Genomic DNA, 15,936 nt, shown 5'->3' on the forward strand with positions numbered 1-15,936 from the left:
GGGCGTATGCCGTCCCACCCGTCGAGTGGCCCCGTGACCTCAGGTGCCACTTCAGTCGTGTGACGGGTGGGACCGGGTGGCCCCTCGAGTGAGGTCGTCGCCCGGCAGGGGTGCTGGAGCGGCGGGCGGGGTCAGAGGGTGCGGAGCATCCGGGTGTTGCCGAGGGTGTTGGGCTTGACGCGCTCGAGGTCGAGGAATTCGGCGACGCCCTCGTCGTAGGAGCGCAGCAGCTCGGCGTAGACGTCCATCGGGACGGCCTGGCCCTCGATGACGTCGAAGCCGTGCCGGACGAAGAAGTCGGTCTCGAAGGTCAGGCAGAAGAGTCGCTCGACCCCGATCTCGCGCGCGTCCTCGACGAGCGCCTCGAGCAGGCGCCCACCCAGACCGGTGCCGAGCTGATCGGGAGCCACCGCGAGAGTGCGGATCTCGGCGAGGTCCTCCCACATCACGTGAAGCGCGCCGCAGCCGACGACGCGGCCGTCGAGGTCGGCGACGCGGAACTCCTGGAGGCTCTCGAAGTAGGTGACCGCCTCCTTGCTGACGAGCACCCGACGCTCGGCCAGAGGCGCGACGAGGGCCCGGATGGCGCGGACGTCGGACGTTCGGGCCCGCCGGAGGACGGGCGTGCCGCCGCTCACGAGAGGTTCCCGTCGCGGAACTCGGCGAAGAGGGTGCGGGCCTGCCTGCCGAGAACGACGATCGACTGCTGGCCGGCCCACCCGAAGGCGCCCTGGGCGACGCCCCGGCCGACCTGGAGCGGGCTCAGCTGATGGAGACCGGCGGTGAAGGTGAGGATCTGCTCGGCCGAGAGGTTGCTCCGACCGACCGTGCTGAAGCTCGTCAGCGCCGACGGGATGGCGATCGGCCCGGCGAGCTTGGCCTTGATCGCGGCGGCGAGGATGACCTCTCCCTGGTGGCGCGACCTGCCGAAGTCCCCGTCCGGCAACGTCTTCCGCTCGCGGGCGTAGGCGAGGGCCTCGGCGCCGGACAGGGTCTGGGCCCCGGCCTTGATGACGAGGTTCTTGGCGTGCGAGGCCACRACGGTCTTGGGGATGACGATCGGGATGCCGCCCTCGTCGTCGACGATCTTCTTGAACCCGCTGAAGCCGATGACGACGTATCCCTCGACGGGGAGGCCGGTCACGGACCTCACGGTGCTCACCTGCGCCCGCGGGCCGCCGAACACCATGGCCGAGTTGATCTTGCCCTTGCCGCCGGTCGCCAGCGGGACCCACAGGTCGCGGGCCATGCCCATGACGCCGCCGCCACCCTTGCCGTCGATGCCGATGACCTGGAGCACGTCGGCGCGGGTGCGCTCGAGCGGCTGGCCCTTGCGGGCGTCCGAGCCGATCGCGAGCACCCAGCGCGGCCCGCCGCCGAGGCTCGGCTTCTCGACCCCGAGCGACGGCCACCAGCCGCCGACGACCTTCCACGTCGGTCCGACGGCGAGGGTCACGTCGTCGCCGGCGGTGACGACGGCGACGGGCGTGCCCATCCACGAGCCGACCTCGGCCTTGGCCGAGACCGGGCCGGGGGCCGCCTTGCGCGTCTTCAGGGCGGCCGCGGCGGAGGGGGAGGACGTACGCGTGAGGTCGCCCCCGGCATACACCGTCGAGACCAGCGCAGCCAAGGGCGCTGGCGCCCCGCTCACGCGGACCCCCGAGGAGGGGGCGGACCCGGACGCGCTGCCGTCGGCCGAGGCGGACGCTCCGGCCGGCGAGCCGGTCCCGCTCGGCGCACCCGTCGAGCAACCCGCGAGGGCCACCGCCGCGGCCGCCGAAACGGCCCCGGCGCGCGCCACCACGGACCGTCGCGTGCGGGCTGGACGACGGGTGTCGGCGGGCATCACAGGCCGCTGGCGGACGTCGGTGGGGCGGTGCGGGGAGGTCACCGCCCCACCGTAGACGACCGGTTCAGGCGACGCGGGAGGCCGTCCGCACGAGCGACCGGGACGCCAGCACCGACGCCAGGACGACCGCCCCAGCGACGGCCGAGGTCACGACGAAACGCACGACGAGGCCGCTGTCGAGGGCGCTCGTGAAGGGCAGCATCAGCACGAGCACGAAGCCGGCCGACAGCACGATCGTCATCGACAGCGGGAGCGCGACCTCGAGCGCGCGGGCCCGGTGGAGCGAGCGCTCGCTCGTGCCGGCGAGCGCCAGCGCGCGGTACTGCTCGCGCTGGTCGAGCACCCGGGCCGCCTGGACGACCCCCGTCGACGTGGCGCCGACGATGGTGATGATGACGAGGGTGACGAGCGCGCCCGTGCCGAGGTCGTCGGCGAGGTAGCGCTCGAGCGGAGTCGTCGGGTCGTCGACCTGCGCGAGGCTCGTGAAGCCCACGACGACGACGGCGAGGCCGAGGGCGCCGACCGCGCGCCACGTGCTCTTCGGGTCGTCGGCGATGCGCCGGGCCGCCAGCAGCGTCGCTGCGGTCGGGGCGAGACGCGCCGCGACCCGGCCGGCCACCATGACCACCCACGGCCCGACGGCGTTGACGGCGAGGATCATCGCGCCGAGCACGAGCACGATCGTCATCCGCTGCGGCTCCTTCATCGGGGTGATGACGAGCACCCACGCAGCTCCGGCGGCCAGGGCGACGAGCAGCCGCAGGACGCTCAGGCGCTTCGGGCTCGTGCGGGCAGCCACGCCGAGCGGGCTGATCGCCACCCGGGCGAGGCTCGACGCGCCGGACACGACCGCCACGACGACGACGGCCGCGACGACGGCCAGCGTCTGCCACAGCGGCAGCACCAGCTCGCGCAGCTCGAAGGGGCGGCCCTGGAAGCTCAGCCGGGCCACGAGGGGGAGGACGGCGAGGTAGAGCACGACGCCTGTCAGCGCACCGACGACGGCCTGGGCGGCCGCCTCTGCCAGCGTCATGAGCGTGACCTGTCCCGACGTCGCACCGGCGAGACGGAGCGCGGCCAGACGCTGGTCGCGGCGGGCGATCGCGAGACGCGCCGCGACACCGCCGAGGGTGAGGGTCGGGATGACCATGCACGTCGTCGCGATCCAGGCGAGGGTCACGTAGAGGTTGCCGAGCGCCGCCTCGTCGCTGAGGTGGCCCTTGAGGCCGCCCGGCGGCAGGGGGTTGCGCGCCTCGAACGCGTGGAGCCCGGCGACGCAGACGAGCAGGGCCGCCGTCGCGACGGCGAACGAGACCACCGCGAGGATGCCGGGCACCCGGTTGTCGGCCGCGCCCGCACGCCGCAGGCGCCACCACAGCTCGGTCGCGGCCCTCACCTGGCCACCGCCGTCGCAGTCTGGACCGGGCCGGCCGCGACGTGGGCGCCTGCGTCTGCACCAGCGATCCGACCGTCGCGGACCCGGACGACGCCGTGGCACCAGCGGGCGACGTTCTCGTCGTGGGTCACGACGACGAGCGAGGCTCCGGTGTGCGCCGCGAGCTGCGTCAGGTGGTGCATCACCTCGGCGCTGGTCGTCTGGTCGAGCGCACCGGTCGGCTCGTCGGCGAAGACGACCCCGGGGCGGGCCACGAGGGCGCGGGCGATGGCGACCCGCTGCGCCTGGCCGCCCGAGAGCTCGCCCGGACGGCGCTTCTCCAGCCCCGAGAGGCCGAGCGGGTGGAAGAGCGTCGCGGCCCGCGCCGTCGCCTCCGACCGCCTGACCCCGCCGAGCATGAGCGGCAGGGCCACGTTCTCGATCGCCGGCAGCTCGGGCAGCAGCATGCCCTGCTGGAAGACGAATCCGAAGTCCTCGCGGCGCAGCACGGTGCGCTCGCGGTCCGACATCCGTGCGATGTCCCGGCCGCGCCACAGCACCTGGCCGCCGGTCGGTCGCAGGATCCCGGCGAGCACGTGCAGCAGCGTCGTCTTGCCCGAGCCGGACGGCCCCATGACGGCGAGGCTCTCGCCGGCGCGGATCGTCAGGTCGACGCCGCCGAGCGCGGGCGGCCCGGCGGAGGCCCCGGAGCGGCCGTAGGTCATGACGAGGTCTCGGGCGACGAGGTCGCGGGCCGGGTCGGGCGACACCGCCCGTGCCGGACGTGAGGGGGCCTGGGCGCCGGTGAGGCCGACGGTGGGGCTGACAGGCGGGGCGACGGTGGAGGCGGGGGAGGCTGGGAAGGCTGGGAAGGCTGGGCGCTCGGGCGCACCGGACGGCGTACGGGCTGGGTCGTAGTAGCTCATGGACCCAGCCTCGCCGCGGTGGGCCGGGTCCCACATCGGGCCGTGGTCGCCTCCCGGGCGGGACGGCATACGACCCCGGTATGACGACCGGGACGCGGGCGTACGACGAAGGGGCCGGGGACGTGGTGTCCCCGGCCCCTTCGGCCGTGCTGGCGGATCGCTGCGGTCAGCGCTCCGTGCCGGTCAGCCCCGCGTCGGGGTAGACCTGGTCGTCGGGCACGGGCGGGCCGGCCGTGATGTTGACCCCGAGCGCCTCGTCGAGGGCGGCGCCCTCGGGAAGCTCCGGGAGGTCGTCGGCCGGCCGGTGCGCGGCGTCCGGGTGGGCCATGTCGGAGAAGGTGAACGTCTCCGCCTTGCCCTCGCCCTCGGTGTCGACCTTGACGTACTGGCCGGACGCGAAGTCCCCGAACAGGATCCGCTCCGACAGGGCGTCCTCGATCTCGCGCTGGATGGTGCGGCGCAGCGGACGCGCACCGAGCACGGGGTCGTAGCCCTTCTTGGCGAGCAGGTCCTTGGCGGACTGCGTGAGCTCCATGCCCATGTCCTTGTCCTTGAGCCGCTTGTCGAGCTTGGCGATCTCGAGGTCGACGATCTGGATGATCTCGTCGCGGCTCAGGTGCGGGAAGACGATGGTGTCGTCGACACGGTTGAGGAACTCGGGCCGGAAGTGCTGCTTGAGCTCGTCGGTGACCTTCGCCTTCATCCGCTCGTAGTCCGAGCGGCTGTCGGGTCCGGCCGAGAAGCCCATGTTGGCCTTGGAGATGTCCCGCGTGCCGAGGTTGGTCGTCATGATGATGACGGTGTTCTTGAAGTCGACCATCCGACCCTGCGAGTCGGTGAGGCGGCCGTCCTCGAGCACCTGCAGCAGCGAGTTGAAGATCTCCGGGTGGGCCTTCTCGACCTCGTCGAAGAGCACGACGGAGAACGGCTTGCGGCGCACCTTCTCGGTGAGCTGGCCGCCCTCCTCGTAGCCGACGTAGCCAGGAGGCGAGCCGAAGAGGCGGCTCACCGTGTGCTTCTCGGAGTACTCGGACATGTCGAGCTGGATCAGCGCGTCCTCGCTGCCGAAGAGGAACTCGGCGAGCGTCTTGGCGAGCTCGGTCTTACCGACACCGGTGGGGCCGGCGAAGATGAACGAGCCACCCGGACGACGCGGGTCCTTGAGGCCTGCACGGGTGCGGCGGATCGCCTGGGACAGCGCCTTGACGGCGTCGTCCATGCCGACGATGCGCTTGTGCAGCTCGTCCTCCATGTGGAGCAGTCGGCTCGACTCCTCCTCGGTCAGCTTGAAGACCGGGATGCCGGTGCTGGCCGCCAGGACCTCGGCGATGAGCTCCTCGTCGACCTCGGCCACGACGTCCATGTCGCCCGACTTCCACTGGGCCTCACGGGCGGCCTTCTCCTGGCGCAGGCGCTTCTCGTCGTCGCGGACGCGGGCCGCGCGCTCGAAGTCCTGCCCGTCGATGGCCGACTCCTTCTCGCGCACGAGCGCGGCGATCTTCTCGTCGAACTCGCGCAGGTCCGGCGGAGCCGTCATCCGACGGATGCGCAGTCGCGCGCCCGCCTCGTCGATGAGGTCGATGGCCTTGTCGGGTAGGAAGCGGTCGTTGACGTAGCGGTCGGCCATGTTGGCGGCCGCGACGAGCGCCCCGTCGGTGATCGTCACGCGGTGGTGGGCCTCGTAGCGGTCACGCAGACCCTTGAGGATCTCGATCGCGTGCGGCAGCGTCGGCTCCTGCACCTGGATCGGCTGGAAGCGCCGCTCGAGGGCCGAGTCCTTCTCGATGTGCTTGCGGTACTCGTCGAGCGTCGTCGCACCGATCGTCTGCAGCTCACCACGGGCGAGCATCGGCTTGAGGATCGACGCGGCGTCGATGGCGCCCTCGGCGGCACCTGCACCGACGAGCGTGTGGATCTCGTCGATGAAGATGATGATGTCGCCGCGGGTGCGGATCTCCTTGAGGACCTTCTTCAGCCGCTCCTCGAAGTCACCGCGGTAGCGGCTGCCGGCCACGAGCGAGCCGAGGTCGAGGGTGTAGAGCTGCTTGTCCTTGAGCGTCTCGGGCACCTCGCCCTTGACGATGTCCTGGGCGAGGCCCTCGACGACGGCGGTCTTGCCGACGCCGGGCTCGCCGATGAGGACGGGGTTGTTCTTGGTGCGGCGGGACAGCACCTGCATGACCCGCTCGATCTCTTTCTCACGTCCGATGACCGGGTCGAGCTTGCCCTCGCGGGCAGCCTGCGTGAGGTTGCGACCGAACTGGTCGAGCACGAGGGAGCCCGCGGGCGTCCCCTCGGCCTGGCTCTGGCCGACGCCGGCGCCGGCCTTCTCGCCGCCCTGGCCACCCTGGTAGCCGGAGAGCAGCTGGATGACCTGCTGGCGGACCTTGTTGAGCTCCGCGCCGAGCTTGACGAGGACCTGGGCGGCGACGCCCTCGCCCTCGCGGATCAGGCCGAGCAGGATGTGCTCGGTGCCGATGTAGCTGTGGCCGAGCTGGAGCGCCTCGCGGAGCGAGTACTCGAGGACCTTCTTCGCGCGGGGCGTGAAGGGAATGTGACCGGTGGGGGCCTGCTGCCCCTGGCCGATGATCTCCTGGACCTGGGCCCGGACCGCTTCGAGCGAGATGTCGAGCGATTCGAGGGCCTTCGCGGCGACGCCTTCGCCTTCGTGGATCAGACCCAGGAGGATGTGCTCGGTCCCGATGTAGTTGTGGTTGAGCAGGCGAGCTTCCTCCTGCGCGAGGACAACCACCCTTCGGGCCCTGTCGGTGAACCGTTCGAACATGTTCTTCTCCTGACTGATCGAGAGACATCTCGATGCTATCTGTGCCCGCTGTGGACGAGCACACCCCGACCAACGCCGGTGGTGTCCCTCCTGTTCCCCATCCTGAGCGTGATCGGCTCAGGTTCAGCCGCTGTTCGCCGTGAGCGGACAGATGCCGAGAGGCGTGTGGTGATCCTTGCGTATGCCGTGTCGTACCCGCCCAGTGTCCGCCCGCACTGTTGCCGGCGCGCTTCACACCCGTGGAGAGCGGTCGCGGACGCGTGCATCCGGGCCGCCTTCCGACACAGAACCGCGCCATGGCGCGGTTTCGGGTTCGGCCAGCCCCGTCAACGGGCGCGGAACCGCGCCATGGCGCGCTCGTCGGCGCCCTCATGCCGGCAGGGCGAGGTCGCCCGACCTGCTCGGGAAGTGTCGGCGCCACTCGTGCCGGAGCCGGGGCACCGGCATACCGGCTCGGCGCATGGCCCGCGTGATCCTCGCGAGGGTGTTCGCCGGTGTCGAGTAGATGTCCCGGGACACGACCACGAGCCGCCGGATCTGCTCGTCGTCCAGCGCCTCGTCGCGGCCGATGTCGTTGAGCCACTGCTCGTCCGACTCGGCGTGCTGCCTGCCGTCGTACTCGATGATCAGTCGGAAGGGGAGGTAGGAGAGGTCGTATCGCCGCAACAAGGTCCCGTCGTCGTCGTGCACCCGGTGGTCCACCTCGGGCTCGGGAAGTCCGGCGAGGACGATGAGCAGCCGCAGGCGCGTCTCCATGGGTGAGTCGACGCCGGCTCTCACGAGCCTTGCCGCTCGCCGGGCCAGCCTCGAATGGGGGCCGCGGTGCTTCTCAGCCAGGGCAACCAGCTCGTCAGGTGTGAAGCGCTTCTTGCGGACCAACGAGTCCCCGAGCACGACGAGATCGACGAGCGTCAGGCAGTGGGCCAGGTCCAGAAACGTCTGGACCGGCGTCGTCACGCGAAACCCCTGGAAGAGGACGACCTCCTGCCCCTGCTTGACACGGTGGGCCGTGATCCCGTCCCGCCGGGTCCGGTTCCGCGGACTCGAGACGTGGATGTCGGGGTGATCAGGGACGATCCCACCCCACAGCGACGCCGCCGTGTGGTGCGACACATGGCTGCCCGGTGTGACCACGAGGAGGGCGGCCTCGATCCGGATGTGCAACGTGACGGGAACCGTTCGCTCGACATGGACCCCACGGAAGAGCGCGACGTGCGAGCGGCGGAGCCGATCATCGGTGTTCCCGGCCGCCGTCGCATCAGCCCGTCGGACCGGAGGTGTGCTGCGATCTGGGCGAGTCATGGTTGGAAGCCTGCCCGGGCGATGGCAACGCGCGAGACGCCTCTCCACAGGTGGGGTGAAGGCGCGCCGTGGCGCACTAGTCGTGCGAAGCGGGGTCGATCTGCCGCGCAGAAGAGCGCCGTGGCGCGCTTCTGGTTGGTCGGACACCCACCGTCACTTGCGAAAGTGCGCCGTGGCGCACTTGGCGTATGCCGGTTGGCCGGCGTCAGGGGTTGGGGTSGGGGTGGGGGTGACCGTGGGCGAAACGGTCGTGGAGGTCGCGGACCTCGGCCTCGAGCTCGGGGGCCGGCCCGTCGACGACCGCGCCCGGCACGACGTCGTGGATCGACAGCGCCGCGACCGGGGACGGGGCCGAGCCCCACGCCGACCGCCACGCGGTCAGCTGGGCCGAGCTCACGGCATACGCGATCCGGCCGAGGCCGACCCACGCGTGCGCTGCTGAGCACATGGGGCAGTGCTCGCCCGAGGTGTAGACGGTCGCGGCCGCCCGCTCGGCGGCGGTCAGGTGGGCACCCGCCCAGCGGGCGATGGCGAACTCGGGGTGCTGGGTGGCCTCGAGCGCGAGGACGTGGTTGTGGTCCTCGAAGAGCACCTCGCCGTCGCCCGACACGAGGACGGAGCCGAACGGCTCGTCCCCGCGCTCCAGGGCCAGGCGCGCGAGCGAGACCGCCCGGCGCAGGTGCCCGAGGTCGGTGGCGTCGAGGCTCATGYGACCCTCCCGGTGACGAGCGCGAACGTGACGAAGGCGCCGCCGTCGGCCTCGAGCATCCCCTGCACCGGCGAGCTGGCCTGTCCCTTGAGCTCCATGACGGCACGTTCCCACAGCAACCAGTTCGCGCACGCGTCCGGCTGGTTGCGGGCCGTGACGGTCGTGAAGGCGCGGCTGAACTCCCACTGGCTGCGCAGCCAGTCCGCCGTGTGCCAGGCCGCGGACTCGGCGCCGACGACGCGGTCGATGTGCTCGGGGATCTCGCCGAGCTCGCGCACCTCGGTCGTCAGGGCCGGCGTCGCGACCCCGAGCTGGCCGCCCGGCTTGAGGAAGGTGGCGAGGTAGGGCGGGTAGTGGTCGCCGGTGCCGAAGTACTCCCACGCGTCGATGCTGAGGATGGCGTCGAACGAGCCCCGGCCGAAGGGGAGCGCGTGCGCGTCGACCCGCATCGCGAGGACGCGATCGTCGACGTTCTCCTTGCGGAAGACCGCGGCAGCCTCGGTGGGGTCGACCCACAGGTCGGCGGCCACGACGCTGACGCCGTACTCCCGCGCGAGGAAGACCGACGTCGCGCCCAGCCCCGAGCCGAGGTCGAGGACGCGCATGCCGGGTCGGAGGTCGAGGTCGGCGGCGAGGTCCTCGAGCAGCCATAGCGGGTGGGGGCCCATGTCGAGGTCGACGAGCCACTTCGCGTCGTAGCCGTTCGACTTCGGGTAGGCGTCGCGGGTCAGGTGGTCGAGGGCTGGCATGACCCGATCCTCCGGGACAGACCCCGACTGCGTCGACCCGGTTCCAGGCGGCGAGAAGCGGCCTCTCGACCGTGACCGGGCGGCGACACGTGGCCCGTCGACGGTCGGCGCGGCGCCTTGTCGCGTCAGGGCGCGGCCACGAGCCGCTCCGGGGTCAGGTCGGCGAGCGACGTGCACCCCGTGAGCGCCAGCTGGAGGTCGAGCTCGGCGCGCAGGTTGCGCAGCACCTCCGAGACCCCGTCGGCGCCGGCGAGGGCCAGACCGTAGACGTGTGGTCGCCCGATGCCGACGGCCGACGCGCCCAGGGCCAGGGCGACGAACGCGTCTGCGCCGCAACGGATCCCGCTGTCGAAGATCACCGGGGCGTCGGACCCGGCACCGCGCACGGCCTCGACGACTCCGGGCAGGGCGTCGAGCGCGGCGACGGACCGTTCGACCTGCCGGCCGCCGTGGTTGGAGACGTAGACACCGTCGACCCCGGCGTCCACGGCGCGTCGGGCGTCGTCGGGGTGCAGGATCCCCTTGAGCACGATCGGCAGGCTGGTCATGGTCCGCAGCCGCGGTAGGTCGTCCCACGTCAGCGAGGGTCGGCTGAAGACGTCGAGGAACGTCTCGACCGCGGCGCGCGGCTCGGGCGCCGTGAGGTTGTGCCGGGTGTCGCCCGGGTGGTTGCGGCTCATCGACACGAGCGTCGCGACCGCGGCCGGCGTGGGCCGCGGCCGGACCGCCGGCCCGGCGGCCGCCACCCGCTCGCGGACGAGCCGCTGGAAGACGGGGTCCGACGTGTACTGGGCGATGCCCTCGCCGCGGGCGAACGGCAGGTGCCCGAGGTCGAGGTCGCGTGGACGCCAGCCGAGGTATGCCGTGTCGAGGGTGACGACGAGGGCGTCGCTGCCGCACGCCTCGGCGCGCGAGACGAGGCTCTCGACGAGGTCGTCGTCGCTGCTCCAGTAGAGCTGGTACCAGTGACCGGACCCGGCGAGGGTGCGCGCGACGTCCTCCATCGGCACCGAGGCCTGGGTGCTGAGGATCTGGGTGACGCGCTGCTCGCGGGCGCCGCGGGCGACGGCGAGGTCGGCCTCGTCGTCGGCCATCGACAGGACCCCGACCGGGGCGACGAGGAAGGGGCTCTCGTGCCGACGGCCGAAGAGCTCGACGGACGTGTCGCGCTCGGTCGTGTCGACGAGCATCCGGGGCACGACGCGCCACCTCGAGAAGGCTGAGACGTTCGCGTCGGCGCTCGCCTCGGAGCCGGCCGAGCCTGCGACGTAGGCGAACCCGCGCTTCGACATGACCTTGCGGGCCGCCACCTCGAGCTGCGTGCCGTCGGTCGGGACCGCCGGGCGGCGGCCGAAAGCACCGGCCCGGTAGATCGCCGACTGGACGGTCCGTCCGACGCCCTCCTGTGGCATACGAGCTCCTCTGGTCGCACGGGCCCGGGCCGCGACGGTGCGGTCCGGGTGCTGCGCCCATCCTGCTACGTGGTCGACCCGGGGGTCACCACGAGATCGAGATGTTCTCGCGCCACCAGCGCTCGATCTCCGTGATGGTCTCGGTGGTCTCGGTGGGCTCGGCCGGCTCGGCCGGCTCGGCAGCGCCGCGGCTCCACAGCCGCAGGTAGAGGTCGACGGGGTCGCCGGTCAGGACGTGGTCGGCGTCGGCCCCACCCGAACCACCGGACCCCGACCGGACCCGGCTGGTCCGGATCGGCCGGCCGGTGTCGAGGTCGACGAGCCAGGCGACGTCGGCGCCGTCGGGGCGCACGAGCAGCCGGGTCGGGGCGCCGGGTGAGGCTCCCTCCTTGCGGCGGGTGACGAAGCCGACGAGCAGCTCGTCGATGCCGTCGAGCGCGACGGCGGGCCGGATCCACGTCTCGTCGGCGCGCGCGGGCCGTCCGAGCCGGGCCCCGAGCGCGTCGACGGCGTGGACCGTCGTCTCGTGGCACTGCCGGCGCGTCCAGAAGAGCCGCGGGGCAGGCGCGTCCTTGAGGAACACGACCGCGTCGAGGGCGTCCGGCGCGTCGACGATCGCCTGCAGCAGCGCCGTCGCCCCGTCGTCGAACCAGCCGAGCACGTCGGCGGACCGGCGCCCCTCGCGCGCGAGCGGCTCCGGCTCGACGGGCTCGCCGCGCAGGTGGCTCGCGGCCCAGCGGTGGACCATGCCCTGGTGGGTGACGAGGTCGAGCACCGTCCAGTCGGGGCACGTGGGGACGGGTGCATCGAGGCCAGCCGCCATCGCGTTGGCGCGCAGCACGGTCGCGGCACCCCCGAGGGCCTCGCCGAGGTCGTCGAGGGTCAGGCCGAGCGGTCCGGGCGCGGCGAGGGCGGCGTCGTCGATCGTGGACATCAGAGCCCCTGCACGTCCCGGGCCAGCAGCGCGAGCGCCGTCGACCCCTTGTCGGTGGCGACCTTCGCGTCGCCGGACGAGTAGGTGAGGCGTACGAGCACGTTGCCCACCTGCACGACGCCGACGTAGTCGTGGCGCGTCTCGTCCGGGGACGTCCGCGTCACGTCGACCCGGCCGAGCGGCATACCCTCCGCCACGTCGCGGCGCTGGTTGGCGACGGTCGTCGTGACGCCCTTGGCCGGCCGGGGGGCCCGGCACACCTGCGCCGCGACGAGCAGCGGCTCGGCCGCGTTCGCGGCCGACGCGAGGTCGGGGTAGGTGATCGCGGCGACGTCGGCGCGGACGCCTCCCGGCCCCTCCCAGGAGCGGGCGTATGCCGTCGGGCCGACGTCCCGGGCCACGGTGGGCCCGTTCGGGCACGACGTGAGGACGGCCTCCGTCACCGACTCGTCGTCCGTGCGGGTGAGCCCCCTGAGGTCGTGGCCACGGAGGTAGGAGGCGACGACGGCGGTGGCGTGCACGCGGGGTGGCACGACGCTCGAGGGCGGCGTGAGCGGCGCGTCGTCAGCGGCTGGGCTCGTCGGGGCGCCGGTGGCGCCTGCCGTTCCGGTCGTGCCTGCCGGGCGGGTGGCGGAAGACGGCGTCGCGACCGGCTGGCCGCACGCGGCGAGCACGAGAGGCAGCGCTGCGGCCGCGAGGGCGGCGGGCACGGGTCGTCGGGTGGCGGTCGGGCGAGCCATGGCAGCGAGTCTGCCGCATGGCCCCGAGGAGGACCCCGAGAGACCGGGCGGGCGGCGTGCGTGCCGCAGGAGCGGAGGGGACCGGCGGGCGCCGGCTGCCGGCGGCGGTAGATTTGCCCGGCGGGACGGTCACCACCGTCCGCCGCCGTGACCCGAGCGACATCCCGAGCACCACCCGGAGGCCCCCGTGGACGCCAGCGACCTGCTGCGCAACTCGCTCCTGCAGCTGTCCAAGCAGGAGAAGATCCGAGACGTCATCGAGAAGGCGCCCGTGTCGCGCTCGGTCGTCAAGCGCTTCGTGCCCGGTGCCGAGCGTGCCGACGTCGTCGGGGCCGCCTCCGAGATCGCGGCGTCCGGCCGCCTCTCGACGATCGACTACCTCGGCGAGGACACGACCGACCTCGCCCAGGCCCGGCACACGCGCGACGCCTACCTCTCGCTGCTGACGGCGCTGCGCGACCAGGGCCTCACCGAGGGCGGCTCCGTCGAGGTCTCGCTCAAGCTGAGCGCGCTCGGGCAGGCGCTGCCGGGCGACGGCAACGCCATCGCCCTGGACCACGCCCGTGAGATCTGCGAGCTGGCCAAGCAGGGCGGCACGACCGTGACCCTCGACATGGAGGACCACACGACCACCGACCTGACCCTCGACGCCCTGCGCGAGCTGCGGGCCGACTTCCCGACGGTGGGCGCCGTCGTGCAGGCCTACCTCTACCGCACCGAGGCCGACTGCCGGGACCTCGCCCACGCCGGGTCCCGTGTCCGGCTCTGCAAGGGCGCCTACAAGGAGCCCGAGTCGGTCGCCTTCCAGTCCGGAGCCGACGTCGACAAGTCCTACGTCCGGTGCCTCAAGATCCTCATGCAGGGCGAGGGCTACCCGATGGTGGCCTCGCACGACCCGAGGCTCATCGAGATCGCCGGCGCGCTCGCGGGCCAGGCCGGTCGCGACCCGAGGTCGTTCGAGTACCAGATGCTCTACGGCATCCGCCCCGAGGAGCAGAAGCGGATCTCCGACCGCGGCGACCAGATGCGCGTCTACATCCCGTACGGCCAGGAGTGGTACGGCTACCTCATGCGCCGGATGGCCGAGAAGCCCGCCAACGTCATGTTCTTCCTGCGCGGCGTCGCGACCAAGAGCTGAGCGGAGAGCCACGATGACGACGACGGCCATCTTCGGCGCGGGGGTCATGGGCGAGACCCTCGTCTCCGGCCTCATCCGCTCGGGCCGCACGCCCGGCGACCTCGTCGTCACCGGACGCACGCCGGAGAAGGTCAACGCCCTCGCCGAGCGCCACGGGGTGCGTGTGCTGGCCAACGCCGAGGCGGCCGATGTCGCCGACACGCTCGTGCTGTGCGTCAAGCCGCAGGACATGGCGGCGCTGCTCGACGAGATCCACGACCACGTCGCCCCCGGCAACGCCGTCATCTCGCTGGCTGCCGGCATCACGACGGAGTTCCTCGAGTCGCGGCTGCCCGAGGGCACGTCGGTCATCCGCGTCATGCCCAACACCCCGGCGCTCGTCGACCAGGGGATGGCCGGCATCTCGCCCGGCAGCCACTGCACCGACGACCACCTCGCCGAGGCCGAGGCGCTGCTCAGCTCGTGCGGCCGGGTCGTCCGGCTCGCCGAGAAGCACCTCGACGCCGTGACGGCGATCTCCGGCAGCGGCCCCGCCTACATCTTCTACGTCGTCGAGGCGATGATCGAGGCCGGCGTCGTGCTCGGTCTGCCGCGGGCCACGGCCACCGAGCTCGTCGTGCAGACGCTCTACGGGGCGGCGACGATGCTCAAGGAGACCCGGGAGCACCCGACGGTCCTGCGCGAGCAGGTCAGCTCGCCCGGCGGCACGACCGTGGCGGCCCTGCGCCAGCTCGACGACCACAAGGTCCGGGCCGCGTTCGTGACGGCCATCGAGGCCGCAGCGGCCCGCTCGAAACAGCTGGCGTCCGGGCAGGTCTGAGGGCATCGTGGGGTGATGGCCGAGCCCCACACCCACGACCAGCGCCTCCACCTGCACCCCGTCTCGCCGGAGGACTGGGAGTCGCACCGCGACGTCCGGCTCGCGATGCTCCAGGAGGCCCCCGACGCCTTCTGGTTCACCTATGCCGACGAGGCCGCCTACGACGAGGCCGACTGGCGCCAGCGGATCGAGGGCGCCTGGCTCGTGCAGGCCCGCGACGCCTCGGGGGTGCTCGGCAGCGCGGGGCTCGGTTCCCACTGGGAGCCCGAGCGGGCCACGACCGCAACGCTGTTCGGCATGTACGTCGCCCCGGAGGCCCGGGGACGTGGTGTCGGGGAGGCCCTGGTCCGAGCCGTCCTCGAGCAGGCGAGGCGCCTCGGCAAGACCGAGGTCGTGCTCGAGGTGACGAGCTCCAACGTGGTCGCCGAGGGGTTGTACGCGCGGTGCGGGTTCGTGCGCACCGGCGCGGTCCACGACCACCCGCGGCGCCCGGACCTGCGCGAGATCGAGATGGTCCACCGCTTCTGAGTCACCCTGTCGGCCAGTCGGTCCGAGGCGCCCCCGAACGTTCACCGCCCCGCGGGTGCGGTCCGGCAGGCTGTCGTGCGAAGGTGGACCCATGAGCGACATCACCGTGCGTCCCCTCGGCGAGGACGACTGGGAGGACTACCGTTCCGTCCGCCTCGCCGCACTGCGTGAATCGCCCGAGGCGTTCGTGGCTTCGGTCGACGAGGAAGAGTCCTACGGCGAGGACTTCTGGCGTGAACGCATGCAGCGCTCCGCACGGCTCGTGGCCGAGCGCGACGGCCGCGCCGTCGGCGTGGTCAGCGTCGGCACCGCCAAGGAGAGCGACGGCACGGCCGGCGAGCTCTTCGGGCTGTGGGTGCGGCCCGAGGCCCGTGGCTCCGGCGTCGCCACCCACCTCGTCAAGGACGGCGCCTCCCTCGCCGCCGAGCGCGGTCACTCCCACCTCGTCTACTGGGTCGGCACCGAGAACGGCCGGGCCGTCGCCTTCGCGAGCGGCATGGGCTTCCGCCCCACCGACTACCGCAGGCCGATGGGTGTCGTCAGCGAGGAGGACGGCGAGGAGGAGGTCGCCATGGTCCTGCCGCTCGGCGCCGACCACGGACCCACGCTGCGCCTCTGAGCCGGCGGCGCGCTCCAGCCCCACTGCGTTTCACGAACCCACCGTCCCCG

The 15,936-nt window shown here is 72.5% G+C and carries 15 protein-coding genes; 4 read left to right on the forward strand and 11 right to left on the reverse strand.

The genetic code is table 11. From position 1 onward, the window contains the following. Nucleotides 1-131: 131 nt before the first annotated feature. The 11 genes from AB4Y83_RS16530 to AB4Y83_RS16580 all read right to left on the reverse strand — a co-directional run bounded on the left by AB4Y83_RS16530 (nucleotide 132) and on the right by AB4Y83_RS16580 (nucleotide 12,781). Nucleotides 132-638 (reverse strand): amino-acid N-acetyltransferase, encoded by a 507-nt coding sequence (locus AB4Y83_RS16530; protein WP_442276161.1) that lies wholly within the window; start codon nucleotides 636-638, stop codon nucleotides 132-134. Continuing rightward, nucleotides 635-1,651 (reverse strand): LCP family protein, encoded by a 1,017-nt coding sequence (locus AB4Y83_RS16535; RefSeq protein ID WP_442276162.1) that lies wholly within the window; start codon nucleotides 1,649-1,651, stop codon nucleotides 635-637. The genes AB4Y83_RS16530 and AB4Y83_RS16535 overlap by 4 nt, the downstream gene beginning before the upstream one ends. Nucleotides 1,652-1,913: 262 nt before the next feature. After that, complete coding sequence (locus AB4Y83_RS16540) at nucleotides 1,914-3,245, reverse strand: FtsX-like permease family protein (RefSeq protein WP_442276163.1); 1,332 nt, start codon at nucleotides 3,243-3,245, stop codon at nucleotides 1,914-1,916. After that, entirely contained in the window at nucleotides 3,242-4,150 is a 909-nt protein-coding gene (locus AB4Y83_RS16545; RefSeq protein WP_442276164.1) for an ABC transporter ATP-binding protein, read from the reverse strand. Before AB4Y83_RS16545 ends, AB4Y83_RS16540 begins: the two co-directional genes overlap by 4 nt. A 166-nt stretch (nucleotides 4,151-4,316) precedes the next feature. After that, a complete protein-coding gene (locus AB4Y83_RS16550; RefSeq protein ID WP_056773529.1) occupies nucleotides 4,317-6,935 on the reverse strand; it encodes an ATP-dependent Clp protease ATP-binding subunit in 2,619 nt (872 codons plus the stop codon). A 369-nt stretch (nucleotides 6,936-7,304) separates the two neighbouring features. Beyond that, nucleotides 7,305-8,237: a hypothetical protein gene (locus AB4Y83_RS16555; RefSeq protein ID WP_442297545.1), complete on the reverse strand. Its 933-nt coding sequence runs from the start codon at nucleotides 8,235-8,237 to the stop codon at nucleotides 7,305-7,307. 205 nt (nucleotides 8,238-8,442) lie between these two features. Then, nucleotides 8,443-8,946, reverse strand: coding sequence for a nucleoside deaminase (locus AB4Y83_RS16560; protein WP_442297546.1), 504 nt, complete (start codon nucleotides 8,944-8,946; stop codon nucleotides 8,443-8,445). Continuing rightward, on the reverse strand, nucleotides 8,943-9,695 hold the full coding sequence (locus tag AB4Y83_RS16565) for an SAM-dependent methyltransferase (protein WP_442297547.1): 753 nt from the start codon (nucleotides 9,693-9,695) through the stop codon (nucleotides 8,943-8,945). Before AB4Y83_RS16565 ends, AB4Y83_RS16560 begins: the two co-directional genes overlap by 4 nt. 125 nt (nucleotides 9,696-9,820) lie before the next feature. Further along, nucleotides 9,821-11,107: a lactate 2-monooxygenase gene (locus AB4Y83_RS16570; RefSeq protein ID WP_442297548.1), complete on the reverse strand. Its 1,287-nt coding sequence runs from the start codon at nucleotides 11,105-11,107 to the stop codon at nucleotides 9,821-9,823. Nucleotides 11,108-11,192: 85 nt separating this feature from the next. Next, nucleotides 11,193-12,041 (reverse strand): maleylpyruvate isomerase N-terminal domain-containing protein, encoded by an 849-nt coding sequence (locus AB4Y83_RS16575; protein ID WP_442297549.1) that lies wholly within the window; start codon nucleotides 12,039-12,041, stop codon nucleotides 11,193-11,195. Further along, nucleotides 12,041-12,781, reverse strand: a complete 741-nt coding sequence (locus tag AB4Y83_RS16580) for a hypothetical protein (protein ID WP_442297550.1) — start codon at nucleotides 12,779-12,781, stop codon at nucleotides 12,041-12,043. Before AB4Y83_RS16580 ends, AB4Y83_RS16575 begins: the two co-directional genes overlap by 1 nt. 187 nt (nucleotides 12,782-12,968) lie before the next feature. Between AB4Y83_RS16580 and AB4Y83_RS16585 the strand changes: the two genes are divergently transcribed. From AB4Y83_RS16585 to AB4Y83_RS16600, 4 genes are all read left to right on the forward strand, one after another. Then, nucleotides 12,969-13,919, forward strand: a complete 951-nt coding sequence (locus AB4Y83_RS16585; RefSeq protein ID WP_156415479.1) for a proline dehydrogenase family protein — start codon at nucleotides 12,969-12,971, stop codon at nucleotides 13,917-13,919. A gap of 13 nt (nucleotides 13,920-13,932) precedes the next feature. Continuing rightward, nucleotides 13,933-14,739 (forward strand): pyrroline-5-carboxylate reductase, encoded by an 807-nt coding sequence (gene proC, locus AB4Y83_RS16590; protein WP_056773514.1) that lies wholly within the window; start codon nucleotides 13,933-13,935, stop codon nucleotides 14,737-14,739. A gap of 15 nt (nucleotides 14,740-14,754) precedes the next feature. Then, nucleotides 14,755-15,267 carry a GNAT family N-acetyltransferase gene (locus AB4Y83_RS16595; RefSeq protein ID WP_442297551.1) on the forward strand — a complete coding sequence of 171 codons (513 nt, stop codon included), beginning with the start codon at nucleotides 14,755-14,757 and terminating at the stop codon, nucleotides 15,265-15,267. 91 nt (nucleotides 15,268-15,358) lie between these two features. Next, on the forward strand, nucleotides 15,359-15,886 hold the full coding sequence (locus tag AB4Y83_RS16600) for a GNAT family N-acetyltransferase (protein ID WP_442276172.1): 528 nt from the start codon (nucleotides 15,359-15,361) through the stop codon (nucleotides 15,884-15,886). The last annotated feature ends 50 nt before the right edge of the window (nucleotides 15,887-15,936 follow it).

Source organism: Terrabacter sp. RAF57, assembly GCF_052113925.1.
GTDB lineage: Bacteria > Actinomycetota > Actinomycetes > Actinomycetales > Dermatophilaceae > Terrabacter.